This is a genomic window from Gelidimonas diazotrophica (genome assembly GCF_055694025.1).
Genome location: NZ_CM146349.1, coordinates 755,896 through 775,324, shown reverse-complemented (window position 1 = coordinate 775,324; position 19,429 = coordinate 755,896). Strand labels below are relative to the sequence as shown.

The following is a 19,429-nucleotide window of genomic DNA, read 5'->3' as shown; positions in this document are numbered from 1 at the left end:
ACATAATATGATGGCCGGGATATCTGCTAACACCCTCTCCCCCAGCCCCTCTCCCACGAGTGGGAGAGGGGAGCAAGACAGTGGCTTACCGAATGAACAATTACGATTCCTAGTAATAATAAATCCGCATCAGCACTTGGATCAGAATGATGCCGGCCACCAGACCGCTACCGAAATAGATGACGGTGCTCAACAGGCGATTGGTGCGTTTTTGCTCGACCAGCAAATGTTTCAGCAGATCGGTGTTTTGCGGCTGCGGCTGGCCGGCGACCGTCAACGCCTGATGCACCAGGCGCGGCAACTGCGGCATCAACTGGCTATAGCGCGGTGCCTCTGCCTTGAGCCGGTCAATCAAGCCGCGCCAGCCGATCTGGTCGCTCATCCAGCGTTCCAGATACGGTTTGGCGGTCTTCCACAAATCGAGTTCAGGGTCGAGTTGTCGGCCCAGTCCTTCGATATTGAGCAAGGTCTTTTGCAACAACACCAGTTGCGGCTGCACCTCGACATTGAAGCGGCGCGAAGTCTGGAACAGCCGCAACAGGATTTGCCCGAACGAAATGTCCTTCAACGGCCGGTCGAAGATCGGCTCGCAGCAGGCCCGCACCGCTGACTCCAGCTCGTCGACCCGGGTTTCCTTCGGGGCCCAGCCGGATTCGATGTGCGCTTCGGCGACCCGCTTGTAATCGCGCCGGAAGAAAGCCAGGAAATTTTGCGACAGGTAATCCTTGTCATAATCGTTGAGGGTGCCGACGATGCCGAAATCGAGCGCGATATAGCGGCCAAAGGTGGCCGGGTCCATCGATACCAGAATATTGCCGGGGTGCATGTCGGCATGAAAGAACCCGTCGCGAAAAACCTGGGTGAAGAAAATTTCCACCCCATCGCGCGACAATTTTTTCAGATCGACGCCGGCCGCTTGCAGCCGGTCCAGCTGTGAAATCGGGATGCCATTCATGCGCTCCATCACGATCACTGCGGACGAGCAATAGTCCCAGTACATCTCGGGCACCACCAGCAGTTTAGAATCGGCAAAATTACGGCGCAACTGGCTGCCATTGGCGGCTTCGCGCATCAGATCGAGTTCGTCGTGCAGGTATTTATCGAACTCGCCGACCACTTCCCTTGGCTTCAGGCGCTTGCCGTCGGCCCATAGCCGCTCGACCAGATCGGCAGCGATGTGCATCAAAGCGACATCTTCGTCGATCGATTTTTTCATGCCAGGGCGCAGCACCTTGACCGCGACTTCCGTGCCGTCTTTGAGCGTGGCGAAATGCACCTGAGCGATTGAGGCGGAAGCTACAGGCGTCCGCTCGAAACTAGCAAACAGCGTATCGGGGTGAGCGCCGAGCGATTTTTCGATTTGCGCAATCGCCAGTGCGCTGCTGAATGGCGGCACCCGATCCTGCAGCCGAGCCAGTTCATCGGCAATATCGGGCGGCATCAGGTCGCGCCGGGTCGACAATACCTGACCGAATTTGACAAAGATCGGGCCCAGATCTTCCAGCGCCCGGCGCAGGCGTTCGCCGCGCGGGGCGGAAATATCGCGCCAGAAAATCAGCGTATCGATCAGCTTTGCAGTGCGCGGCACGGCCAGACCGGAAATCGCGATCTCGTCCAATCCGTAGCGGATTGCCACGCGTGCGATCTTGAACAAACGTAAAAACTTCCGGATCAGAATCATTTACTTGCGCCTTTGTAGTTTTTCAATGCGCTTGGCGAGGCGCTCGACATCATCGCGCATGCGTGCGACTTCCCGTCCGAAATCGCTTACCGCTTGCGGTCTTAGCAGAGTCGGATTTTCTTCCAGAAAATATTCGGCGACATTTTCCGCCAGCGATTGCGTGGCTGACTGCGCGCTTCGCGCTGCCGACCTGACGCCGCCGACGATGCGAACAGCGGCGATATCGCCTACCAGTTTGCTGAGGTCGTGTTCCGCTTCCCAGCGCAATGTCTGGCTGAGTTGCGAGATCGTATTGGCGAAATCGGCATCGCCTTCGATCTGCACATACGAAAATGCGCGTTCGCGGTTTTGCAACATCAGCGGCAAATCCGCAGCTTGGGCGCGGATGGTGACGGTAGCGGGCATTTCGGGCGCGGCAGACTCCAGCATGCCGCCGGGCGCGACCTTGAGCCGGATGCAAAGCGGGCCGGCGTCGAAGCAGGCAATCTTGCCGGCATGCGCAGCGAGCTTGTCACGCGCCCAAGGTTCCTGGGCCAGCAAGTGATTGATGGCTGCGGGCAGGATGGTTGGAAAAATGGTTGGAAACATTGCGGAAGGGATCATTGTACGAATAGAAGGAGAAATTTCCTCCCTTTCAAGGGGACGGTTGGCCACTTTAGCTCCCTCTCCTTCAGGGAGAGGGTTGGGGAGAGGGAGGGTTTTCGCAGTACAAAAAACCCATCCCCCACCCGGCCTCCCCCTTGAAAGGGGAGGAGCAAAACATCCGGACTCATCATTAAAAGGGAGGAGAAAACCGTGCTTAAAGCTTAACGCCGGTATGCAGCGCTGCCACGCCGGCGCTCAGGTTGAAGTAATTGACGCGCTCCAGACCGGCTTCCTCCAGCATGGTTTTCAGAGTTTCCTGATCCGGATGCATGCGGATCGACTCGGCCAGGTAGCGGTAGCTTTCGGCATCGTTGGCGATTTTTTGCCCCATCCATGGCAGGATTTTGAACGAATACAGATCGTACGGCTTTTGCAATGGCTGCCAGACTTTGGAAAACTCCAGCACCAGCAGTTTGCCGCCCGGCTTCAGCACGCGCTGCATTTCGGCTAGCGCCACATCCTTGTGCGTCATGTTGCGCAGTCCGAAGGCGACACTGACGCGGTCGAAATAATTATCCGGGAAAGGCAGTTTTTCAGCGTCGCACAACAGGGTCGGCGTATTCAAGCCCTGGTTGAGCAGCCGATCGCGGCCGACACGCAGCATCGATTCATTGATGTCGGTGAGCCAGACTTCGCCGCTAGCCCCGGCCTGGCGGGCGAACGCCTTGGCCAGATCGCCGGTGCCGCCGGCAATATCGAGCACCTTGAAACCGGGCCGCACGCCAGCCTGCGCGATAGTGAACATTTTCCAGAGCCGATGCAGGCCGACCGACATGACGTCGTTCATCACGTCGTACTTGGCGGCGACTGAATGAAAAACTTCGGCAACCTTGTGGGCCTTTTCTTCTTCGTCGACGGTCTGAAAACCGAAATGGGTTGTATTTGTCATGGTTTCAAGCGCGTAAAGGAGCGTGGGAGATTGTGATATTGGGATATTCGGAGATTCATTTTGCACGGACAGGGTCGGCTCCTGCAGATCGTCATGCATTAAAGTTCCTGATTATACAAGCACCGCTTTACCGCACCTGCGCAGGCGCCATAACGAAGCAAGAGCAGCGCTGGTAGCGATCGCAATCCACTATATACTTCAATGTTTTGCAGGCTATCGGGATAGATCCATTGCGCCAATGCGACGCAATAAACCGTGGCAAGTCAATCAACAAAGCCGAAATTAAAACCGATTAAATGTTCAAGCTGATTTCATCAAAAGAGACCAATAAATGCAAGGATTACTGATCCCGCTAGCCTCGTTGCTCAGCGGGGTAAGCATGCTGATCGTGGGCGTTGGTCTACTTTTTTCGATATTAGGTTTACGTTCAGGATTAGCCGATTTTTCCGGCGTGGTCACCGGTTTGATCATGTCGGCGTATTTTGCCGGTTTTGTGCTGGGTACTTTCATTTGTCCTGCGGTCATTCGACGGGTGGGCCACATTCGGGCATTTGCTGCGATGGCATCGATTGCTTCGACCATGCCCATCCTGCACGCGCTCTGGGTTGATCCCTGGTTCTGGGGATTGCTGCGTTTGCTCACGGGGGTGTGTCTGGTAGGGCTGTATATCGTAATTGAGAGTTGGCTCAATGTATTGGCGCCCAACCATCAACGCGGCAAAGTGTTTGCCATCTACATGTCGGTGTGTTTTGTGGCATTGGCCTTGGGACAATGGTTGATTTTAGTCGGCGACAGGCTAGGTTTTTTTTCCTTTGCCATGGTGTCCGTGCTGTTCTCTTTTGCCTTGCTGCCTATAACGCTGATTCGCATAGCAGAGCCCAAGCCGGTAGATACGCCACGGATGGGACTGCGCGAACTGTATAAAATCTCGCCGTTAGGCGTTGCTGGCGCGGTGTGTTCCGGCTTGCTGAATGGTGCGTTTTACGGAATGGGCGCTGCCTACGCGCAGGGCGTGGGTTTCACGACGGCTGGCGTTGCCACCTTCATGGCGGTGACAATTTTAGGCGGGGCCATATTCCAGTGGCCGGTGGGGAATTTTTCCGATCGTCATGATCGCAGACTCGTCATGCTATGGATCTGCATCGGCAGTGCAGTCTTGGCGAGCGTGGGTTTTTTGCTTTCCAGAGCATCGGAAAATTCTCTGATTGGACTTGGCGCTTTATATGGCGGCCTGGTTTTTACACTTTACGGACTCAACGTGGCGTATGTCAACGACTTGATCGACTCCTCCATATTGCTTGAAGTCACCAGCGGTTTATTGCTGGTGCACGGCGTTGGCTCGGCGATTGGCCCTACTCTCGCGGGTGCTTTAATGGATGCCTTTGGCGCTGCAAGTCTGATGCTGTTTTTTGCCCTGGTGCTGGGCTTGTTCGCCATTTTCATATCTCACCGCATTAAGCTTTTTCCTGCAGTGCCAGCGTCCGCCAAAGCAGACTATGTGGTGATGAGTAGCAGCTCGCCGGTGGTACTGCAGATGGACCCGAGAGCAATTATAGAAGATGACGCTGCAGAGCGGCGCGACTAGCCCGAGCGCCGGAAACATGCACACCCGGCCCTGATTTGAACCGAGATCAAAGGAATGCACCGTTGAAAGAAGCCCAGGCACGCAATGTATTACTGGTGCGCGCCATCGAACTGAGCGACACCGGCGGCGCCATTCTGCCGCGCGAGGATCGGCAATGGGCCAGCGCGACCGCGCGCGCAAATCCCGCCGCCCCGCCGGGTGAAAATCAGGATTTCCACAGGCAGGCTCCCAGCCTTGCCCAGCAAGATTTCCTTGCCAGGCGCGCCGAGCTGTTGCGCGCCCGGCTGAGCAACAATCAGGTGGAATTGCGCCCGTTCGATCTGCTGGCGCGCTGGCCGCGCTGGCCGCGTTGGCTGCTATGGGCGCTGCCGCTGGGGGCATTCCTGCTCGGTGCGCTAGCCAATGAAATGACTGCCGGCCAACGCATCAATATCCTGTCGCTTCCGTTGCTGACGATGCTGGCCTGGAATGGACTGGTGTATCTGCTGCTGATGCTGGGTACGCTGGGTAACTTGCTCGGCATGCGCACCAGGTCGGCCACGCTGGCGCAACTGTTGCTCCGCCTGGCGCGCACAGTAAGTTTTACCGCATCAGACCAAACGCAGTTGCCGAAAGGGTCGCCGCTGAATGCCAGCCTGGCGCGCTTTGGCCGCGACTGGCTAGCTTTCTGCGGCCCGCAGATGGCGCAGCGCGCCGCTTGCATTCTGCATCTGAGTGCCGCACTGCTGGCTGCCGGCACCTTGGCCGGCATGTATGTGCGCGGCCTCGGGCTGGAATATCTGGCGGGCTGGCAAAGCACGTTCCTCAATGCCGGCATGCTGGAAAGCTTGCTGCACCTGATACTCGGCCCGGCATCGCAACTGACCGGGATTCCGGTCGCCAGCGCCGCGCAACTCGCCGCGATCGAATGGAACGGTTTGCAAGCAGGCGAAAATGCCGCGCGCTGGATTCATCTGTACGCCGCCACCGTCGTCCTCTTCATCATCCTGCCGCGCCTGTTGCTGGCCGCTTATGCCGCCAGCCGCGCCAACCGGCTGCAACAGCGCTTCCCGCTGGCCGATCCGGGCGAATCGTACCTGCGCCGCCTGCTGGCCAGTCCGGACGATAACAAAAGGCGGGTAAACATAACGCCCTACAGTTACCACCCCACTGCAGCGGCCCGGCAGCGCTTGCTTAATATGTTGCGCAATGCGCTGGGCCCGGCCAGCCGGATCGAATTTGCACCGACCGTGCCATACGGCAGCGAGCAAGAGTATCTCGACCGGCTGGGCGATACCGCAGACGAGGCAAAAAACCCGGCCAGCCTGAATATCGTGCTGTTTAGCGCTGCAGCCACGCCGGAACATGAAATTCAGGGCACATTGATGGAACAAATTCAACGCAAGCTGGCGCAGCGTAAAGAGCATTGCCCATTGCTGGCGATACTGGATGAATCGGCTTATCGGCAACGATTGACGGGCCAGGCCGGCGCGGCAGAACGGCTCGCCGAGCGACGCCGCGGCTGGCAACATATTCTGCAGCAACATCAAGTAAAAATGCTGGCGCTCGACCTCGGCTGCGAAGATAGTGAGTGCAGCAACGCGCAGCTGCAATTACAAAACATGGTTCAGGAATAGGGATGACAGCATGACCGACGGACCTCTAAACGACACGCGCAGCCCCATCAACCTCAGCCTGATCTCGCACACCAATGCCGGCAAAACCACGCTGGCGCGCACGCTGCTGGGACGCGACGTCGGCGAAGTGCGCGACGCCGCCCATGTCACTGATCTGGCCCAGGCCTATCCGATGCTGAGCACCAAACAGGGCGACGCCTTGATGCTGTGGGATACGCCCGGCTTTGGCGATACCGCGCGCCTGCTGCACCGGCTGAAAATGTCCGGCAATCCGATTGGCTGGATCATGACCCAGGTATGGGACCGGTTTGCCGACCGTCCGCTGTGGTGCAGTCAGCAAGCGATGCGCAACGCGCGCGAACAGGCTGACGTGATCCTGTATCTGGTCAATGCCTGCGAAGACCCGCAAGACGCTGCGTATGTCGATATGGAGATGCAAATCCTGAGCTGGATCGGCAAGCCGGTAGTGCTGCTACTTAACCAGATCGGCCCGCCACAGAGAGGCGACCTGGAAGCGCAGGAAGAACAAAAATGGCGCGTCCATCTGCAGCGCTTTCCGATTCTGCGCGCAGTGCTGACGCTGGACGCCTTCGCCCGCTGCTGGGTGCAGGAAGGGGTTTTGCTGGACACCGTGGTCAGCCTGCTGCCGGCTAACAAACAAAGCGTTTTCAACACGCTGCGCAGCGTCTGGCGCGCGCAAAACCTATCCAGTTTTCATGACGCAATGGCGATCCTCGCCGCGCAGCTGGCGCGCACCGCGTGCGACCGCGAAACCGTTAGCAATCCGACCTGGGCCAGCAAGATTGGCGGACTCATCAAATCCTTCGGCCATAACGCCCCATCGGACAAGGATGCAGCGATGCAAAGGATGGCAGAGCGACTCGATGCCGATATCCACCACACCACAGACCGGCTGATCCAGCGACACGGACTGCAGGGCCATGCAACACAAGAGGTATTGCGTCGCCTGCAGGACGATTACAGCGCCAATATGCCGTTCAATACCAACGCCGCAGCAATCTTCGGCGGCTTGCTGTCCGGGGCATTGGGCGGCCTGGCTGCCGATATCGCCGCCGGCGGCCTGACTTTCGGCGGCGGCATGGTCGCCGGCAGCATCACCGGCGCATTAGGCGCCAGCGGTCTGGCGCATGGTTACAACCTGGTCAAAGGAAAAACGCCGTCGATCCGCTGGTCCGCCGAGTTTTATGAAGGCTTGGTGCGCTCTGCCCTGCTGCGCTATTTGGCGGTGGCGCATTTCGGCCGTGGGCGCGGCGATTTTGCGCAAAGCGAACACCCGATCTTCTGGCAAAAAGCCGTAGCCGATATCGTCAGCACCCATCGCACCGAGATTCATGCCATTTGGGGGCTCGGCAAATCAACCGATGACATCGACCGCATCACACAACAGATCGAGGCCCTGCTCGCCATTTGCGCGGCAGACTTGCTGATCTCGCTCTACCCAACGGCCGCCGCCATCTTCCATCCGGACGGCGGGAAATGATGCCTTATTCCAGAATATTTGCGCTACGCAGCAATTCGGTGATTGACCTGCTGCGAATAGCTAGGTATGATTCGATCTCTTCGGAGTGTGGCGCAGTCCGGTAGCGCACCTGGTTTGGGACCAGGGGGTCCAAGGTTCGAATCCTTGTACTCCGACCAAGTTTAAAAAAGAGCTGTCTTTGACAGCTCTTTTTTCATTTCCGGCCACTTTGCGACACCCTCGCACTTCACAGTTACACTGATCGGCCGCACTTTATACGTCAGCCGCCATGCCCAAGCAATTTTCCACCGCCTGCGAACGCAACAGCGCACCTATCTGCGCCCTTCTGCAACAAATTCTAAAAAACAGCGCGCAGGTGCTTGAAATCGGTAGCGGCACCGGCCAGCATGCGGTGTATTTCGGCGCCGCCATGCCGCATCTGGTCTGGCACAGCAGCGACTTGCCGCACAATCATCCCAGCATCATCGCCTGGCAGCAACAAGCGCAGTTGCCCAATGTCGTGGCACCCCTAACGCTCTCAGTCAGCCAGCCGGATTGGCCGAGCGGGCCGTTCGATGCGGTCTTCAGCGCCAATACTTGCCACATCATGGCGTGGCAGGAAATCGAAGCGATGTTTGCCGGCATCGGCCGCCTCCTGCCGTCCGGCGGCCTGGTCTGCATTTACGGCCCGTTCAACTACTGCGGCCGGTTCAGCAGTCCAAGCAATGCGCAATTCGATGCAATGCTGCGCGCACAAGCGCCCCACATGGGGATTCGCGACTTCGAAGCGGTGAATGCGCTGGCCGGTGCGCAAGGCCTGGTGCTGCAGGAAGATTACAAGATGCCGGCCAACAACCAACTGCTGGTGTGGCGACGCACCTGATGCACCAACAAATTTGCATGAGATATTACCGACAACAATAATTGATATGAATATATAAAATTAGCATGCTATCTCGCAGTGCAGCATAATGCCCCTGTCTCCTCTATATCTCCTCCCAGATATGGACTTAAGCCCGCTTTAATCAGCGGGCTTTTTTTTGCCTATGCCATACAGCAACAGCAACCAGCCCACGTTAGCCGCCGCCGCAGTGCCGGTAAGGTTCTCTGCAACATCGAGTCGCCCCCTCTAATCCTAAAAACGACAGCTAACCGTTTGGCTGAAAGCACTGCAGCTGCGATGGCTGCTAGGATAATGAATTTCAGACCAAGGAAACCGCATGAATGCGATTGAAATCACCCAATACGGCGCGCCCGATGTGCTGCAAATTTGCCAACGTCCGACGCCGATTCCGAAAGCCGGCGAACTATTGATCAAAGTCCATGCTGCCGGCGTGAACCGGCCGGATGTCCTGCAAAGAACCGGCAACTACCCGGTTCCGGCCGGCGCATCCGACCTGCCGGGCCTGGAAGTGGCGGGCGAAATTGTCGGCGGCGATTTGAGCGGCAGCACCCTGCAACGCGGCGACATGGTGTGCGCACTGGTGCAAGGCGGCGGGTACGCCGAGTATTGCGTGGCGCCGATAGAACAATGCCTGCCGATACCGAAGGGCTTGAGCGCGCTGCAAGCTGCCGCCCTGCCGGAAACTTTCTTTACCGTGTGGAGCAATGTGTTTGACCGGGCCCGCCTGGCCGATGGGGAAACCCTGCTGGTACAGGGCGGCACTTCCGGCATCGGCGTGACCGCGTTGCAGATCGCCAGCGCGCTCGGGCATCGGGTCTTCGCCACTGCCGGCAGCGACGACAAGTGTCGCGCCTGCGAAGCGCTGGGAGCCGAGCGCGGCATCAATTACAAAACGGAAGATTTCGCCGCTGTCGTCAAGCAATTGACCGATGGCAAAGGCGTCGATGTGATCCTCGACATGATCGGCGGTGATTATGTGGCGCGTGAAATCAGCTGTCTGGCCGACGATGGCCGCATCGGCCTGATTGCCTTACAGGGTGGCGCCAAAGCCAACATCAACCTGGGGCAAATTCTGCTGCGCCGCCTGACGATTTCCGGCTCGACGCTGCGACCGCGTCCGGTTGCCTTCAAGGCAGCGATTGCGAAAAACCTGCTGCAGCGGGTCTGGCCGCTGCTTGAATCCGGCGCCATCAAACCTGTCATCTTCCAGACTTTCCCGCTGGCCCAAGCGGCGCAGGCGCATAGTCTGATGGAATCGAGTACGCATGTCGGCAAAATAATGTTGCAGGTCATATAAATATACTTGTTGCGGTATTTTATGTTGCCGCAATTGATATATGCGGTAAATGCACCATTATTTGGGATACCCCCTCATTTATTTATCTACGATATTAATCGCAAACATGGGTGAATGCTATGGCATTGCAGCCGTAGCCGATCACTTGCGCTCTTTGTACAGTTCGCGGAAAGTCTTGCCGGAGGGCGCAGGTATATCCCGGTAGTCGGTCCAGCCGCCCGCGAACGGCAACCTGGAAATCGATTTTTTACTGCCGCCCATGATGCGCATCACACGCACACCGACCTTGGTCGCCAAGTGATACAAGGCAGGACGTTTGGCGAAATAAGCCCATGCCCGCAAACCGAGGCGTTCCATTGGTGGCCGCAATTGCTTTGCAAACTGTTCCTCGCGCAGTTTGCGCATCAGGTCCGGTAGCGGGATTTTCACCGGGCAAACCACCTCGCACTCGCCGCATAAGGTTGATGCCTGCGGCAAGTCGAGCGCGTTTTCGATCCCGACATAGGCCGGCGTAAGTACGCTGCCCATTGGCCCCGGATAGACCCAACCGTAGCTGTGACCGCCGATTTTCTGATACACCGGGCAATGGTTCATGCAAGCGCCGCAGCGAATGCAGCGCAGCATGTCCTGAAATTCGCCACCGATCAATCCGGTGCGCCCGCCATCGATCAGCACGAAATACATGTGTTCCGGGCCGTCCTGTTCGCCTTCCGCACGCGGGCCGGTGAGCAGGGAAAAATAATTCGAGATTGACTGGCCGGTGGCCGAACGCGGCAGCAAGCGCATCACAGTGGCCAGGTCTTCCAGCGTCGGCAATACTTTTTCAATGCCAGTCACCACCACGTGCACCTTGGGCGGCAGGATGGTGCACATGCCTTCGTTGCCCTCATTGGTGACGATCGCGACCGATCCGGTTTCGGCAATGATGAAATTGCCGCCGGTAATGCCCATGTCGGCGGACAAAAACTGCGGCCGCAGAATTTCGCGCGCCTCTCGCGTCATGGCTGGAATGTCGGTCAGACGCGGCCGTTTGTGAACCCGGGCGAACAGGTCGGAAATCTCTTCCTTGTCCTTGTGCACCACCGGCGCGATGATGTGCGACGGCGCTTCGTTGCCGTTGATCTGCAGGATGTATTCACCGAGATCCGTTTCGACCACCTGCACGCCGGCAGTTTCCAGCGCTTGATTCAGCGCCATTTCTTCCGACACCATCGATTTTGACTTGATGGCTTTTTTTATCTCGTGCTTGCGGGCGATTTCGACCACCAGGCGCGACGCATCTGCGGCACTTTCCGCATACAGTACGATAGCGCCGCGACGAGTCGCTTCCTTCTCGAAAGTCTCCAGCCAGACATCGAGGTTTTCGATTGCGCGCATGCGCATCTCGACTGCGGCGTCGCGCGTACCTTCGAAGTCATCCAGTTCCATGATCGCCGAGGCGCGGCCTGTAACGAACTTGGTCGACAGTTTTTTCAGGTTGTTTTGCAGCCGCACGTCAGCCAGACGTTGCCCGGCGCGGGCCTTGAAATGCATCGATTGGATTTGCATGATGTTGTCTCTTTGTTTTTCTTGTTAGCAATCGCCGGCCAGCACTTGCGCCACGTGCAAAACACGGGTCTTGTCATCGCCGGTGCGACGCAACCGTCCTTCGATATTGAGCATGCAACCCAAGTCGCCCAGCACCACCGCATCAGCGCCGCAGTCATGAATGTTGGTGCACTTCTCATCCACGATGGCGCTGGAGATATTGCCGTATTTGATTGCAAAAGTGCCGCCGAAACCGCAGCAGGCAGTGCTATCTTTCATCTCGGTGAGCTGCACATCGGGCAACTGGCCGAGCAGCGCGCGCGGCTGCGCCTGCACGCCCAGTTCGCGCAGGCCGCAACAGGAATCGTGATAGGTGATATGACCTTTGAAGCCGGAAGGCAGGGATGTTATTTTCAGCACGCTGACCAGAAAATCAGTCAGCTCGAAAACCCGCGGCTCCAGCTTGCGCATGCGCGTGCGCAGATCGGGATCGTCGGAAAACAGGTCCGAATAATGCGTCTTGACCATGCCGCCGCAGGAGCCGGATGGAATCACGACGTAGTCGAAACCTTCGAATTCATTCAGGAATTTCTCGGCCAGCGCACGCGCCGATTGACGGTCACCGGAGTTATAACCGGGCTGGCCGCAACAGGTCTGCAAATTCGACACCACCACCTCGCAGCCATTGGACTCCAGCAGCTTCAGTGTGGAAAAGCCGATTTCCGGACGGACCATATCGACCAGACAGGTTACAAATAATCCGATACGCATCGACTGCTCCCGTTTAATTTTAGACAAACCTTATTATGACGCGTGAAACTGGAAACGCCGCCGCTCCCATTGATGAAATAATTTATGCTATTTCGCGGGAATATTTTCGCTTCCCGCAATATTTTTTCACATTGTGGTATAAAGAAGCATTCTGATGTGTCCACTGAATAATGAAAAGCGAATTAACACCAACTAAAAGTACCACCTCGATTCAGGTAATCGCACGCATGATCTCGCTGCTCGATGCGCTGGCGCTCTACCCGGACCCGGTCAGCCTCAAGGAACTTTCCAGAATGACCGGATTGCATCCGTCAACCGCACATCGCATCCTCGGCGATATGGTAGTGACCCGCTTTGTCGACCGGGCTGACCCCGGCTCTTACCGTCTGGGCATGCGCCTGCTGGAACTGGGCAATATCGTCAAGAGCCGCTTGAGTGTGCGCGAGGCAGCGCTGGATTTCATGCGCACCCTGCATCGAAAGACGCAACAAACCATCAACCTGTCGGTGCGACAGGGCGATGAAATCGTCTATATCGATCGGGCATTTTCCGAACGTTCCGGCATGCAGGTGGTGCGCGCCATCGGCGGACGCGGCCCGCTGCACCTGACATCGACCGGCAAGCTCTTCCTGTCGGTAGACGAACCGAAAACAGTGCGCGCCTACGCCACCCGCACTGGCCTGACCGGCCATAACAAGAATTCGATTACCGATCTAGGCCAACTGGAGCGTGAATTGAGCCTGATCCGCGCACGCGGCTATGCGCGCGACAACGAAGAGCTCGAACTCGGGGTACGCTGCATGGCCGCCGGCATTCGGGACGATAGCGGAAAACTGATTGCCGGCTTGTCGATCTCCGCTCCGGCAGATCGCCTGCAGGATGACTGGGTGGAAGACCTGGTCCAGACCGCGAACCAGATTTCAGCCACATTGGGTTACGTTGCGCAAAACCCATGATCGACAAACATGAATGAGTATAATTATTTTTCACTGTGTTTCCGCAATAATATAGCGCGGCAGAAAAAATACTCCCCTAAAATATATATGAAATGACAGCATTCTAGACAGCAATTTTTGAAAATCGACAGGATAAAAAAAGGCGAACCAAGGTTCGCCTTTTTTTATCCTGTCGCCAAGCAATCAACTTTGCTCGGCGAGCGCATGCGTCCCGGAGAATGTTGGCGGCGACGCCTGAAGCCATTTGCGTATCCGTGCGGCATCCCCCAGACGTGATAGCTTGCCTTTAGAGTCGAGGAAAACCATCACAACCGGTCGCCCGTCGATCTTTGCCTGCATCACCAGGCATCGCCCGGCTTCAGAGATATAACCTGTTTTTTGTAAGCCGATATCCCATTCCGGATTTTTGACCAATCGATTGGATGTTGAGTATTGCAAAGCGCGCCCTCCCGGCTCCACTATATAACTGGTGTCGGTCGAATATTGGCGCACTATCGGGTAATTGTAGGCAGCACTGACCAGTTTGGCCAGATCACGCGCGCTGGCCACATTCCGGCTCGATAGCCCGGTAGAATCGACATACATGGAATTAGTCATGCCGATCGTTCGCGCCTTTTCATTCATGCGCTTGACAAAATTCTTCAAACCGCCTGGGTAGCTACGTCCTAGCGCCGAAGCGGCACGGTTTTCCGAACTCATCAGTGCGATATGCAGCATATCGGTGCGCGACAACTGAGCCCCCACTCTCAGGCGGGAGTGGCTATTCTTTTCATAATCGATATCCTCGCTAGTCACTTCCAGTATCTCGTTCATATCTTGTGCGGAATCAAGCACGACCAGCGCTGTCATCAATTTGGTGATGGACGCCATCGGCAACGGCACCCTTGAATTTTTTTCAAACAACACTTCAGAAGTCGCCTGATCCATGACAAATGCGACATTGGATTCAAGAGCAAGCGAGTCACGCGTGTGACTCAGCCCGGCCATGTCGCCAAACGTTGGCTTGGCCGGTATTACCACCACAAGCGGCGCTGTCAATACGCGCTTATATGCAATTTTGCGCTTGTGACTGGATGCGACAACCTTTGCATTTTTTTTATGGCCGACAATGACTTTTTTTGCTCTGCCCTGGCTGGCAATGACTTTAGATTTGCTTTTTGTGACCGCTGGCTGCACGCTGCTTTTCTTGCGCTGCACTGCATGCGGGGTGACTTCTTTAGCCAGCGCTGCGGGCGCAGAAATAGTAACGCACAGTATTGAAAAAAATAAAACTAACGCCGACTTAGGCATCTGGAACCTCCCTATTTGATGCAAATTTTTATACTTTTTTAGTTTAGCAAAACCGATAAAATTCGCAAGTAAATTAGGGTGTTAGCGCAGAGTCTTGAACAAAGTTCTTCATATTATTGATAAGCCACAAATTAAAATACAAACGGACTGTTAGTATGCCAGCCTCGACAGGTTCCCGGATGATCATTCCAGGAACTTAACGAAGCCTGTTACAGGATCACGCTCGGTCTGCAAGGTATTCTCAACCTTGCCCATATCCGCATAACCCAGCGACATGCCGCAGACAACCATCTCATTGTCCGGCAACTCCAGCACATTGCGAATAATTTTATGATACTGGGTGAATGCCGCCTGCGGGCAGGTATCGAGGCCGCGGCCACGTGCAGCGATCATGATGTTCTGTAGAAACATGCCGTAATCCAGCCATGACCCCTGCTCCATGATACGGTCGATAGTGAACATCAAACCGACTGGCGCATCAAAAAATGCATAATTTCGGCCATGCTGCTCCTGCATTCCCGCCTTGTTATCACGCGTCAATCCGAGCAACGCATACAGATCCCAGCCCACCTTGCGACGACGATCAACGTAAGGCGACACCCATTGGCGCGGGTAATAGCTATATTCTTCCACGTGCTCCTGAGCGGCAGTAACGTCGGTAAAGGCTTGCGCAATTTCCGAAGACAACCGATCTTTGATGGCGCCGGTCAGCACATACACTTTCCAGGGTTGTGTATTGGTGCCGGAGGGAGCGCGTGCGGCAACCTCCAGAATTTTTTCGATGTCTTCACGCGCCACCGCCTGGGGCAAGAAGGCGCGGATGGAGCGGCGGGAAACGATCGCTGCGTCCACAATTTTCTGTTCTGCTGTCTCAATCATGATGTATGTCTTTCTGTTACTCGATTTGAATGGATTGGAGAAGCTCTCGCATATTGTCGGCAATTGCAGCAGGGCGACGCGTCGCCCTGTCGACATATACATGGATGAAATGCCCTTGAGCAGCTGCAACATCGGCGTCGCCGCGGAAAATTCCCACCTCATAGCGCACGCTGGAGTTTCCCAGTTTACTGACACGCAATCCTGCATACACCCGATCCGGGAAAGCCACTGATGCGAAATAGTTGCACTGGGTTTCGATCACCAGTCCAATGACCCGGCCATGATCAACGTCCAGCGCACCCTGCTCTATCAGAAATTGGTTTACAACCGTGTCGAACCAGCTGTAATAAATCACATTATTGACATGCCCGTAAGCATCGTTGTCCATCCAGCGTGTCGTAATTTCTTGAAAATACTTGTATTCACTGCGCTGGTTCGCTTTTATCCGCATTATTTCCTCATAACGAAAACCACACCAATCACTGCCACCAGCATACCGACAATACCTGCAATGCTGAAGCTTTCACCGAACATCATCCATGCCATTACTGCGGTGGTAGGCGGCGTTAAATATAAAAGGCTGGCGACGCTGGTGGCGGCGCTCTTGCGGATGAGCGAAAATAAAAGAAAAATGGCGCCAATCGACAAGGCAAAGACTGACCATAGCAATGCGCCAATAAACTGCGGCGTCCATTGTACGGCGGCCAAAGCCGGCGTCACATGCTCAAACACTATTGCCATTGGCAATATAACTATGAATGATGCGGCAAACTGAATGGTAGTGCCAGTACGCAGATCGAAATGTGCGCAATATCGTTTTTGATACAGAGTGCCAATCGTAATCGACAATAACGCCCCCAGACACAAGGCAATGCTTTGCCAAGATAAGCCAATGACGGTAATTTTATTGGAAACGACCAATCCCACGCCGAACAGCCCTAATAGCAAACCTAGCCATTGGCGCCTTTTTACCGATTCGCCGATCAAAGGCGCCGCAAATGCCGTCAGAATCGGCTGCATGCCGACAATCAGCGCCGACAAACCTGCAGGCATGCCGAGCTTGATGGCGCACCAGACACCGGCCAGATAACCTGCCTGCACAAAAATACCCGCCACGGCAATATGCCGTATCTGGCCCACTGGCCAAGGAGCTTGCATCAGCAGCACCAGCGGTACCAATACCATCAATACGCCAGTGAAACGGAGCAATAAAAAAGTCAATGGAGGGGCGTAAGGCAAGCCAAACTTGGCCACAATAAAACCCGTACTCCAGATTAAAACAAAAATAAAGGGAGTGGCAACTAGCCACCGATTCTGCGGTGCGCCGGTCATTGTTTTGCTGATCGCTAGGGAGTTTATGGCACGAGTCATAAGTGAATTAAAAATGTTGCAGTGCGTTATACCGCACTGCGGTAATGATCCTGCCATCGCAGTGCATATTCTGCTGCAATTGCGATCGTCTGCAAGTGTACCGTAACTGTGTCACGGATATCATTGCCATAGCCGCCTGCCATCGCTATTGCAACCGGTATTTTTCTGCTATAGGCAGCATCGAGCACCATTCTGTCACGTGCAGCAAGCCCTGAAAAAGTCAGCTTCAAATGCCCCAGGCGATCACCTTCATGCGGATCGGCTCCTGCGAGAAACAGGATCAATTGCGGCGAAAAATGCGCAAATAATGCTCCGAGCGAATCCCGCAAAGCTGTCAGATACGCGGCGTCACCGGTGCCGTCGGGCAATCCGACATCCAGATCGCTTTGTTCTTTTTGGAATGGATAATTATCGGCTCCGTGTATCGACAAAGTGAATATCGAATCATCTTTTGCCAGAATTGATGCAGTCCCATTGCCTTGATGAACATCCAGGTCAACGATCGCCACAGACTGCAACCTTTGCTCAGATTGCATTCGGCGAGCTGCGATTGCAGCATCATTGAAGACACAAAACCCCGCACCATGGCCGGCATAAGCATGGTGAGTGCCACCCGCAAGATTGAGCGCTACACCAGAGTGCAATGCCGCGCGGCAGGCTTCGATGGTCGCCCCGACAGAACGGCGGGACCGCTCGACCATCTGAGGCGACCAGGGGAAGCCGATGATTTTTTGCTCTTGAGTGGTTAACTCTCCTGCTGCAACACGCCGGATATACGCTGGATCATGCGCCAGAGCCAGAACACCATCTGGTGTATATGGCGCTTCCTGTAACTGAAGGGCTGGAACAGCCGTGAGTGCAGCCTCACGAACAAGTTTGTATTTCTCCATCGGGAAGCGATGCCCAACGGGCAAAGGCAAAACGAAGTGGTCGCTGTAATAGGCGTTCAAGGCGGAAAGGAAATCAATATTTGGGGGGTTTGAAAGTGTAGCATGTTGGCAAGATTGCGTTCCGGGGTAGCGAAGGATCGGAAATACTTCTGCCATTGGTAATCGAGCATCAACCAAGCAGCCCGATAAATATGTAGCACAGCGACGCAGCACAGCGAAAATTTACCGTTTACAGCAGTTAGCAATTGGGGGCAAGCGCATGAGCGATTGCACGCGACTAACTACGCATACTCATGTATTAAGCGCGAAAAATGCCGATCAAAGTCACATGTGCATAACCTGACATTTATTTGTGCCTTGCACAAATAAATGCTTGACTAATATTATTTAACCACTAAAATAAGAATTGTTGCGATGCACAATTTAATTTCAAAATATTACTCAACCACCCGATAATCCTAGGAGATTTCCATGTTTTCAGTCCCAGAACAATTTTCCAGCGCTACCAAAGCAAATTTTGAAGCACAAATCGCCATGATCACGTCACTGACAAATAAAGCATTTGAAAGCGTTGAAAAAGTTATTGACTTGAACCTGAATGCAGCCAAAGCCTCACTGGAAGAATCTACGGTTGCAGTTAGGCAATTACTTTCTGCCAAAGACTCCCAAGAATTTTTTTCCTTGACAACAACTCAAGCCAAGCCAACTGCCGAGAAAGCACTAGCATATAGCCGTCACCTGGCAAATATCGCATCAAACGCTCAAGCAGAGTTTACTAAGGTTGCTGAAACACAAATTGCTGAAACCAACCGTAAAGTGCTGTCACTGATTGAAGAAGTCACAAAAAACGCGCCAGCTGGTTCTGAAAATGTTGTTGCAATGCTTAAAACAGCGATTGGTAACGCCAACGCCGGTTATGATCAGCTAACCAAAACTACAAAGCAAGCAGTTGAAACGCTGGAAACCAACATGAATACCGCTGCGAACAAATTTACTGATGCAACAAGCAAGGTAAGCGGCGCTGCAAAGAAATAATTACACAAGTTTAGCAACCACACTCCGTTCTTCGGATTTGCGGATGCTGTAACAGCTGAATTGGCGCTAGTCGCACATTCCAAATGCCCCGTAATTACGGGGCTTTTTTTATTTGTAAAACAATACTGAAGCACCGGCGGCACTCACCAAGCCGGGTCATGTTCGTTCGCGGAATATGGAATAAACTGATAGCTATGACTCTAGCAACCTGCCATTGCTTAAGCCTTGCATCGCATCCAGGCAATGCATTTTCAAATATTGGAACAGGAGGTCCCCGTGCTAACCCGTATTCTTTTTTTGCTAAAAGCAGGCGGTCGCGATGCGTCGCTGTTGTGGTACGCATTACGCCAGCCCGAAACACCAGCCTACATCAAGGTCGGGGCGATCTTGCTAGCGCTATACATTATCAGCCCACTGGATGCGCTCCCTGACCTGATCCCGGTGTTGGGTTGGCTTGATGATGCGACACTGCTTGCGCTGGGATTACCTTTTCTGCTCAAGAAAGTACCTCCGCATATCAGGCGAGCAGCTGAAAACCGGCGCAAATATCCTTCCGGAAAAGCCGAGTAAGTGCACGCCGCTGGTATTAATATTGACCATAAAAAATGCCTTG

The 19,429-nt window shown here is 54.8% G+C and carries 18 protein-coding genes and 1 tRNA gene; 9 read left to right on the top strand and 10 right to left on the bottom strand.

Annotation, left to right across the window (positions count from 1 at the left end):
- Positions 1-109 precede the first annotated feature (109 nt).
- The 3 genes from ubiB to ubiE all read right to left on the bottom strand — a co-directional run bounded on the left by ubiB (position 110) and on the right by ubiE (position 3,215).
- A complete protein-coding gene (gene ubiB / locus KGFNPO_RS03635; RefSeq protein ID WP_472633138.1) occupies positions 110-1,681 on the bottom strand; it encodes a ubiquinone biosynthesis regulatory protein kinase UbiB in 1,572 nt (523 codons plus the stop codon).
- Positions 1,682-2,269, bottom strand: a complete 588-nt coding sequence (locus KGFNPO_RS03630) for a ubiquinone biosynthesis accessory factor UbiJ (protein WP_472633137.1) — start codon at positions 2,267-2,269, stop codon at positions 1,682-1,684.
- Between the two features lie 211 nt (positions 2,270-2,480).
- Positions 2,481-3,215, bottom strand: a complete 735-nt coding sequence (ubiE, locus tag KGFNPO_RS03625) for a bifunctional demethylmenaquinone methyltransferase/2-methoxy-6-polyprenyl-1,4-benzoquinol methylase UbiE (protein ID WP_472633136.1) — start codon at positions 3,213-3,215, stop codon at positions 2,481-2,483.
- A gap of 331 nt (positions 3,216-3,546) precedes the next feature.
- Here ubiE and KGFNPO_RS03620 point away from each other — a divergent pair, with 331 nt between their 5' ends.
- The 6 genes from KGFNPO_RS03620 (at position 3,547) to KGFNPO_RS03595 (ending at position 10,097) form a co-directional block, all read left to right on the top strand.
- A complete protein-coding gene (locus tag KGFNPO_RS03620) occupies positions 3,547-4,800 on the top strand; it encodes an MFS transporter (protein ID WP_472633135.1) in 1,254 nt (417 codons plus the stop codon).
- Between the two features lie 62 nt (positions 4,801-4,862).
- Positions 4,863-6,416, top strand: a complete 1,554-nt coding sequence (locus tag KGFNPO_RS03615; RefSeq protein WP_472633134.1) for a hypothetical protein — start codon at positions 4,863-4,865, stop codon at positions 6,414-6,416.
- Between the two features lie 10 nt (positions 6,417-6,426).
- Positions 6,427-7,917 (top strand): DUF3482 domain-containing protein, encoded by a 1,491-nt coding sequence (locus tag KGFNPO_RS03610; RefSeq protein WP_472633133.1) that lies wholly within the window; start codon positions 6,427-6,429, stop codon positions 7,915-7,917.
- A gap of 81 nt (positions 7,918-7,998) precedes the next feature.
- Positions 7,999-8,075, top strand: a tRNA-Pro gene (locus KGFNPO_RS03605).
- 110 nt (positions 8,076-8,185) lie between these two features.
- The gene (locus KGFNPO_RS03600) at positions 8,186-8,779 is read left to right on the top strand and encodes a DUF938 domain-containing protein (RefSeq protein ID WP_472633132.1); all 594 of its coding nucleotides are present in this window, start codon (positions 8,186-8,188) and stop codon (positions 8,777-8,779) included.
- 337 nt (positions 8,780-9,116) lie between these two features.
- Entirely contained in the window at positions 9,117-10,097 is a 981-nt protein-coding gene (locus KGFNPO_RS03595) for an NAD(P)H-quinone oxidoreductase (protein ID WP_472633131.1), read from the top strand.
- 141 nt (positions 10,098-10,238) lie between these two features.
- Here the strand turns inward: KGFNPO_RS03595 and KGFNPO_RS03590 are convergent, their stop codons facing one another.
- Positions 10,239-11,645 (bottom strand): LutB/LldF family L-lactate oxidation iron-sulfur protein, encoded by a 1,407-nt coding sequence (locus KGFNPO_RS03590; protein WP_472633130.1) that lies wholly within the window; start codon positions 11,643-11,645, stop codon positions 10,239-10,241.
- Positions 11,646-11,669: 24 nt separating this feature from the next.
- Positions 11,670-12,395 (bottom strand): (Fe-S)-binding protein, encoded by a 726-nt coding sequence (locus KGFNPO_RS03585; RefSeq protein ID WP_472633129.1) that lies wholly within the window; start codon positions 12,393-12,395, stop codon positions 11,670-11,672.
- Between the two features lie 170 nt (positions 12,396-12,565).
- Between KGFNPO_RS03585 and KGFNPO_RS03580 the strand changes: the two genes are divergently transcribed.
- Positions 12,566-13,351, top strand: coding sequence for an IclR family transcriptional regulator (locus KGFNPO_RS03580; RefSeq protein ID WP_472633128.1), 786 nt, complete (start codon positions 12,566-12,568; stop codon positions 13,349-13,351).
- Positions 13,352-13,534: 183 nt separating this feature from the next.
- Here the strand turns inward: KGFNPO_RS03580 and KGFNPO_RS03575 are convergent, their stop codons facing one another.
- The 5 genes from KGFNPO_RS03575 to KGFNPO_RS03555 all read right to left on the bottom strand — a co-directional run bounded on the left by KGFNPO_RS03575 (position 13,535) and on the right by KGFNPO_RS03555 (position 17,841).
- Positions 13,535-14,641, bottom strand: a complete 1,107-nt coding sequence (locus KGFNPO_RS03575) for a serine hydrolase (RefSeq protein WP_472633127.1) — start codon at positions 14,639-14,641, stop codon at positions 13,535-13,537.
- Between the two features lie 183 nt (positions 14,642-14,824).
- Positions 14,825-15,520, bottom strand: a complete 696-nt coding sequence (locus tag KGFNPO_RS03570) for a nitroreductase (protein WP_472633126.1) — start codon at positions 15,518-15,520, stop codon at positions 14,825-14,827.
- A gap of 16 nt (positions 15,521-15,536) precedes the next feature.
- Complete coding sequence (locus KGFNPO_RS03565) at positions 15,537-15,971, bottom strand: acyl-CoA thioesterase (protein WP_472633125.1); 435 nt, start codon at positions 15,969-15,971, stop codon at positions 15,537-15,539.
- Entirely contained in the window at positions 15,971-16,852 is an 882-nt protein-coding gene (locus tag KGFNPO_RS03560; RefSeq protein ID WP_472634381.1) for a DMT family transporter, read from the bottom strand. Before KGFNPO_RS03560 ends, KGFNPO_RS03565 begins: the two co-directional genes overlap by 1 nt.
- 65 nt (positions 16,853-16,917) lie before the next feature.
- Complete coding sequence (locus KGFNPO_RS03555; RefSeq protein ID WP_472634380.1) at positions 16,918-17,841, bottom strand: histone deacetylase family protein; 924 nt, start codon at positions 17,839-17,841, stop codon at positions 16,918-16,920.
- Between the two features lie 411 nt (positions 17,842-18,252).
- Between KGFNPO_RS03555 and KGFNPO_RS03550 the strand changes: the two genes are divergently transcribed.
- Both KGFNPO_RS03550 and KGFNPO_RS03545 read left to right on the top strand, forming a co-directional pair.
- On the top strand, positions 18,253-18,816 hold the full coding sequence (locus tag KGFNPO_RS03550) for a phasin family protein (RefSeq protein WP_472633124.1): 564 nt from the start codon (positions 18,253-18,255) through the stop codon (positions 18,814-18,816).
- 276 nt (positions 18,817-19,092) lie between these two features.
- The gene (locus KGFNPO_RS03545) at positions 19,093-19,386 is read left to right on the top strand and encodes a YkvA family protein (protein WP_472633123.1); all 294 of its coding nucleotides are present in this window, start codon (positions 19,093-19,095) and stop codon (positions 19,384-19,386) included.
- Positions 19,387-19,429: the final 43 nt, after the last annotated feature.

Coding starts and splice junctions, on each gene's coding strand:
- ubiB (WP_472633138.1), bottom strand. CDS start 1,681: ATGATTCTGATCCGGAAGTTTTTACGTTTGTTCAAGATCGCACGCGTG.
- KGFNPO_RS03630 (WP_472633137.1), bottom strand. CDS start 2,269: ATGTTTCCAACCATTTTTCCAACCATCCTGCCCGCAGCCATCAATCAC.
- ubiE (WP_472633136.1), bottom strand. CDS start 3,215: ATGACAAATACAACCCATTTCGGTTTTCAGACCGTCGACGAAGAAGAA.
- KGFNPO_RS03620 (WP_472633135.1), top strand. CDS start 3,547: ATGCAAGGATTACTGATCCCGCTAGCCTCGTTGCTCAGCGGGGTAAGC.
- KGFNPO_RS03610 (WP_472633133.1), top strand. CDS start 6,427: ATGACCGACGGACCTCTAAACGACACGCGCAGCCCCATCAACCTCAGC.
- KGFNPO_RS03600 (WP_472633132.1), top strand. CDS start 8,186: ATGCCCAAGCAATTTTCCACCGCCTGCGAACGCAACAGCGCACCTATC.
- KGFNPO_RS03595 (WP_472633131.1), top strand. CDS start 9,117: ATGAATGCGATTGAAATCACCCAATACGGCGCGCCCGATGTGCTGCAA.
- KGFNPO_RS03590 (WP_472633130.1), bottom strand. CDS start 11,645: ATGCAAATCCAATCGATGCATTTCAAGGCCCGCGCCGGGCAACGTCTG.
- KGFNPO_RS03585 (WP_472633129.1), bottom strand. CDS start 12,395: ATGCGTATCGGATTATTTGTAACCTGTCTGGTCGATATGGTCCGTCCG.
- KGFNPO_RS03580 (WP_472633128.1), top strand. CDS start 12,566: ATGAAAAGCGAATTAACACCAACTAAAAGTACCACCTCGATTCAGGTA.
- KGFNPO_RS03575 (WP_472633127.1), bottom strand. CDS start 14,641: ATGCCTAAGTCGGCGTTAGTTTTATTTTTTTCAATACTGTGCGTTACT.
- KGFNPO_RS03570 (WP_472633126.1), bottom strand. CDS start 15,520: ATGATTGAGACAGCAGAACAGAAAATTGTGGACGCAGCGATCGTTTCC.
- KGFNPO_RS03565 (WP_472633125.1), bottom strand. CDS start 15,971: ATGCGGATAAAAGCGAACCAGCGCAGTGAATACAAGTATTTTCAAGAA.
- KGFNPO_RS03560 (WP_472634381.1), bottom strand. CDS start 16,852: ATGACCGGCGCACCGCAGAATCGGTGGCTAGTTGCCACTCCCTTTATT.
- KGFNPO_RS03550 (WP_472633124.1), top strand. CDS start 18,253: ATGTTTTCAGTCCCAGAACAATTTTCCAGCGCTACCAAAGCAAATTTT.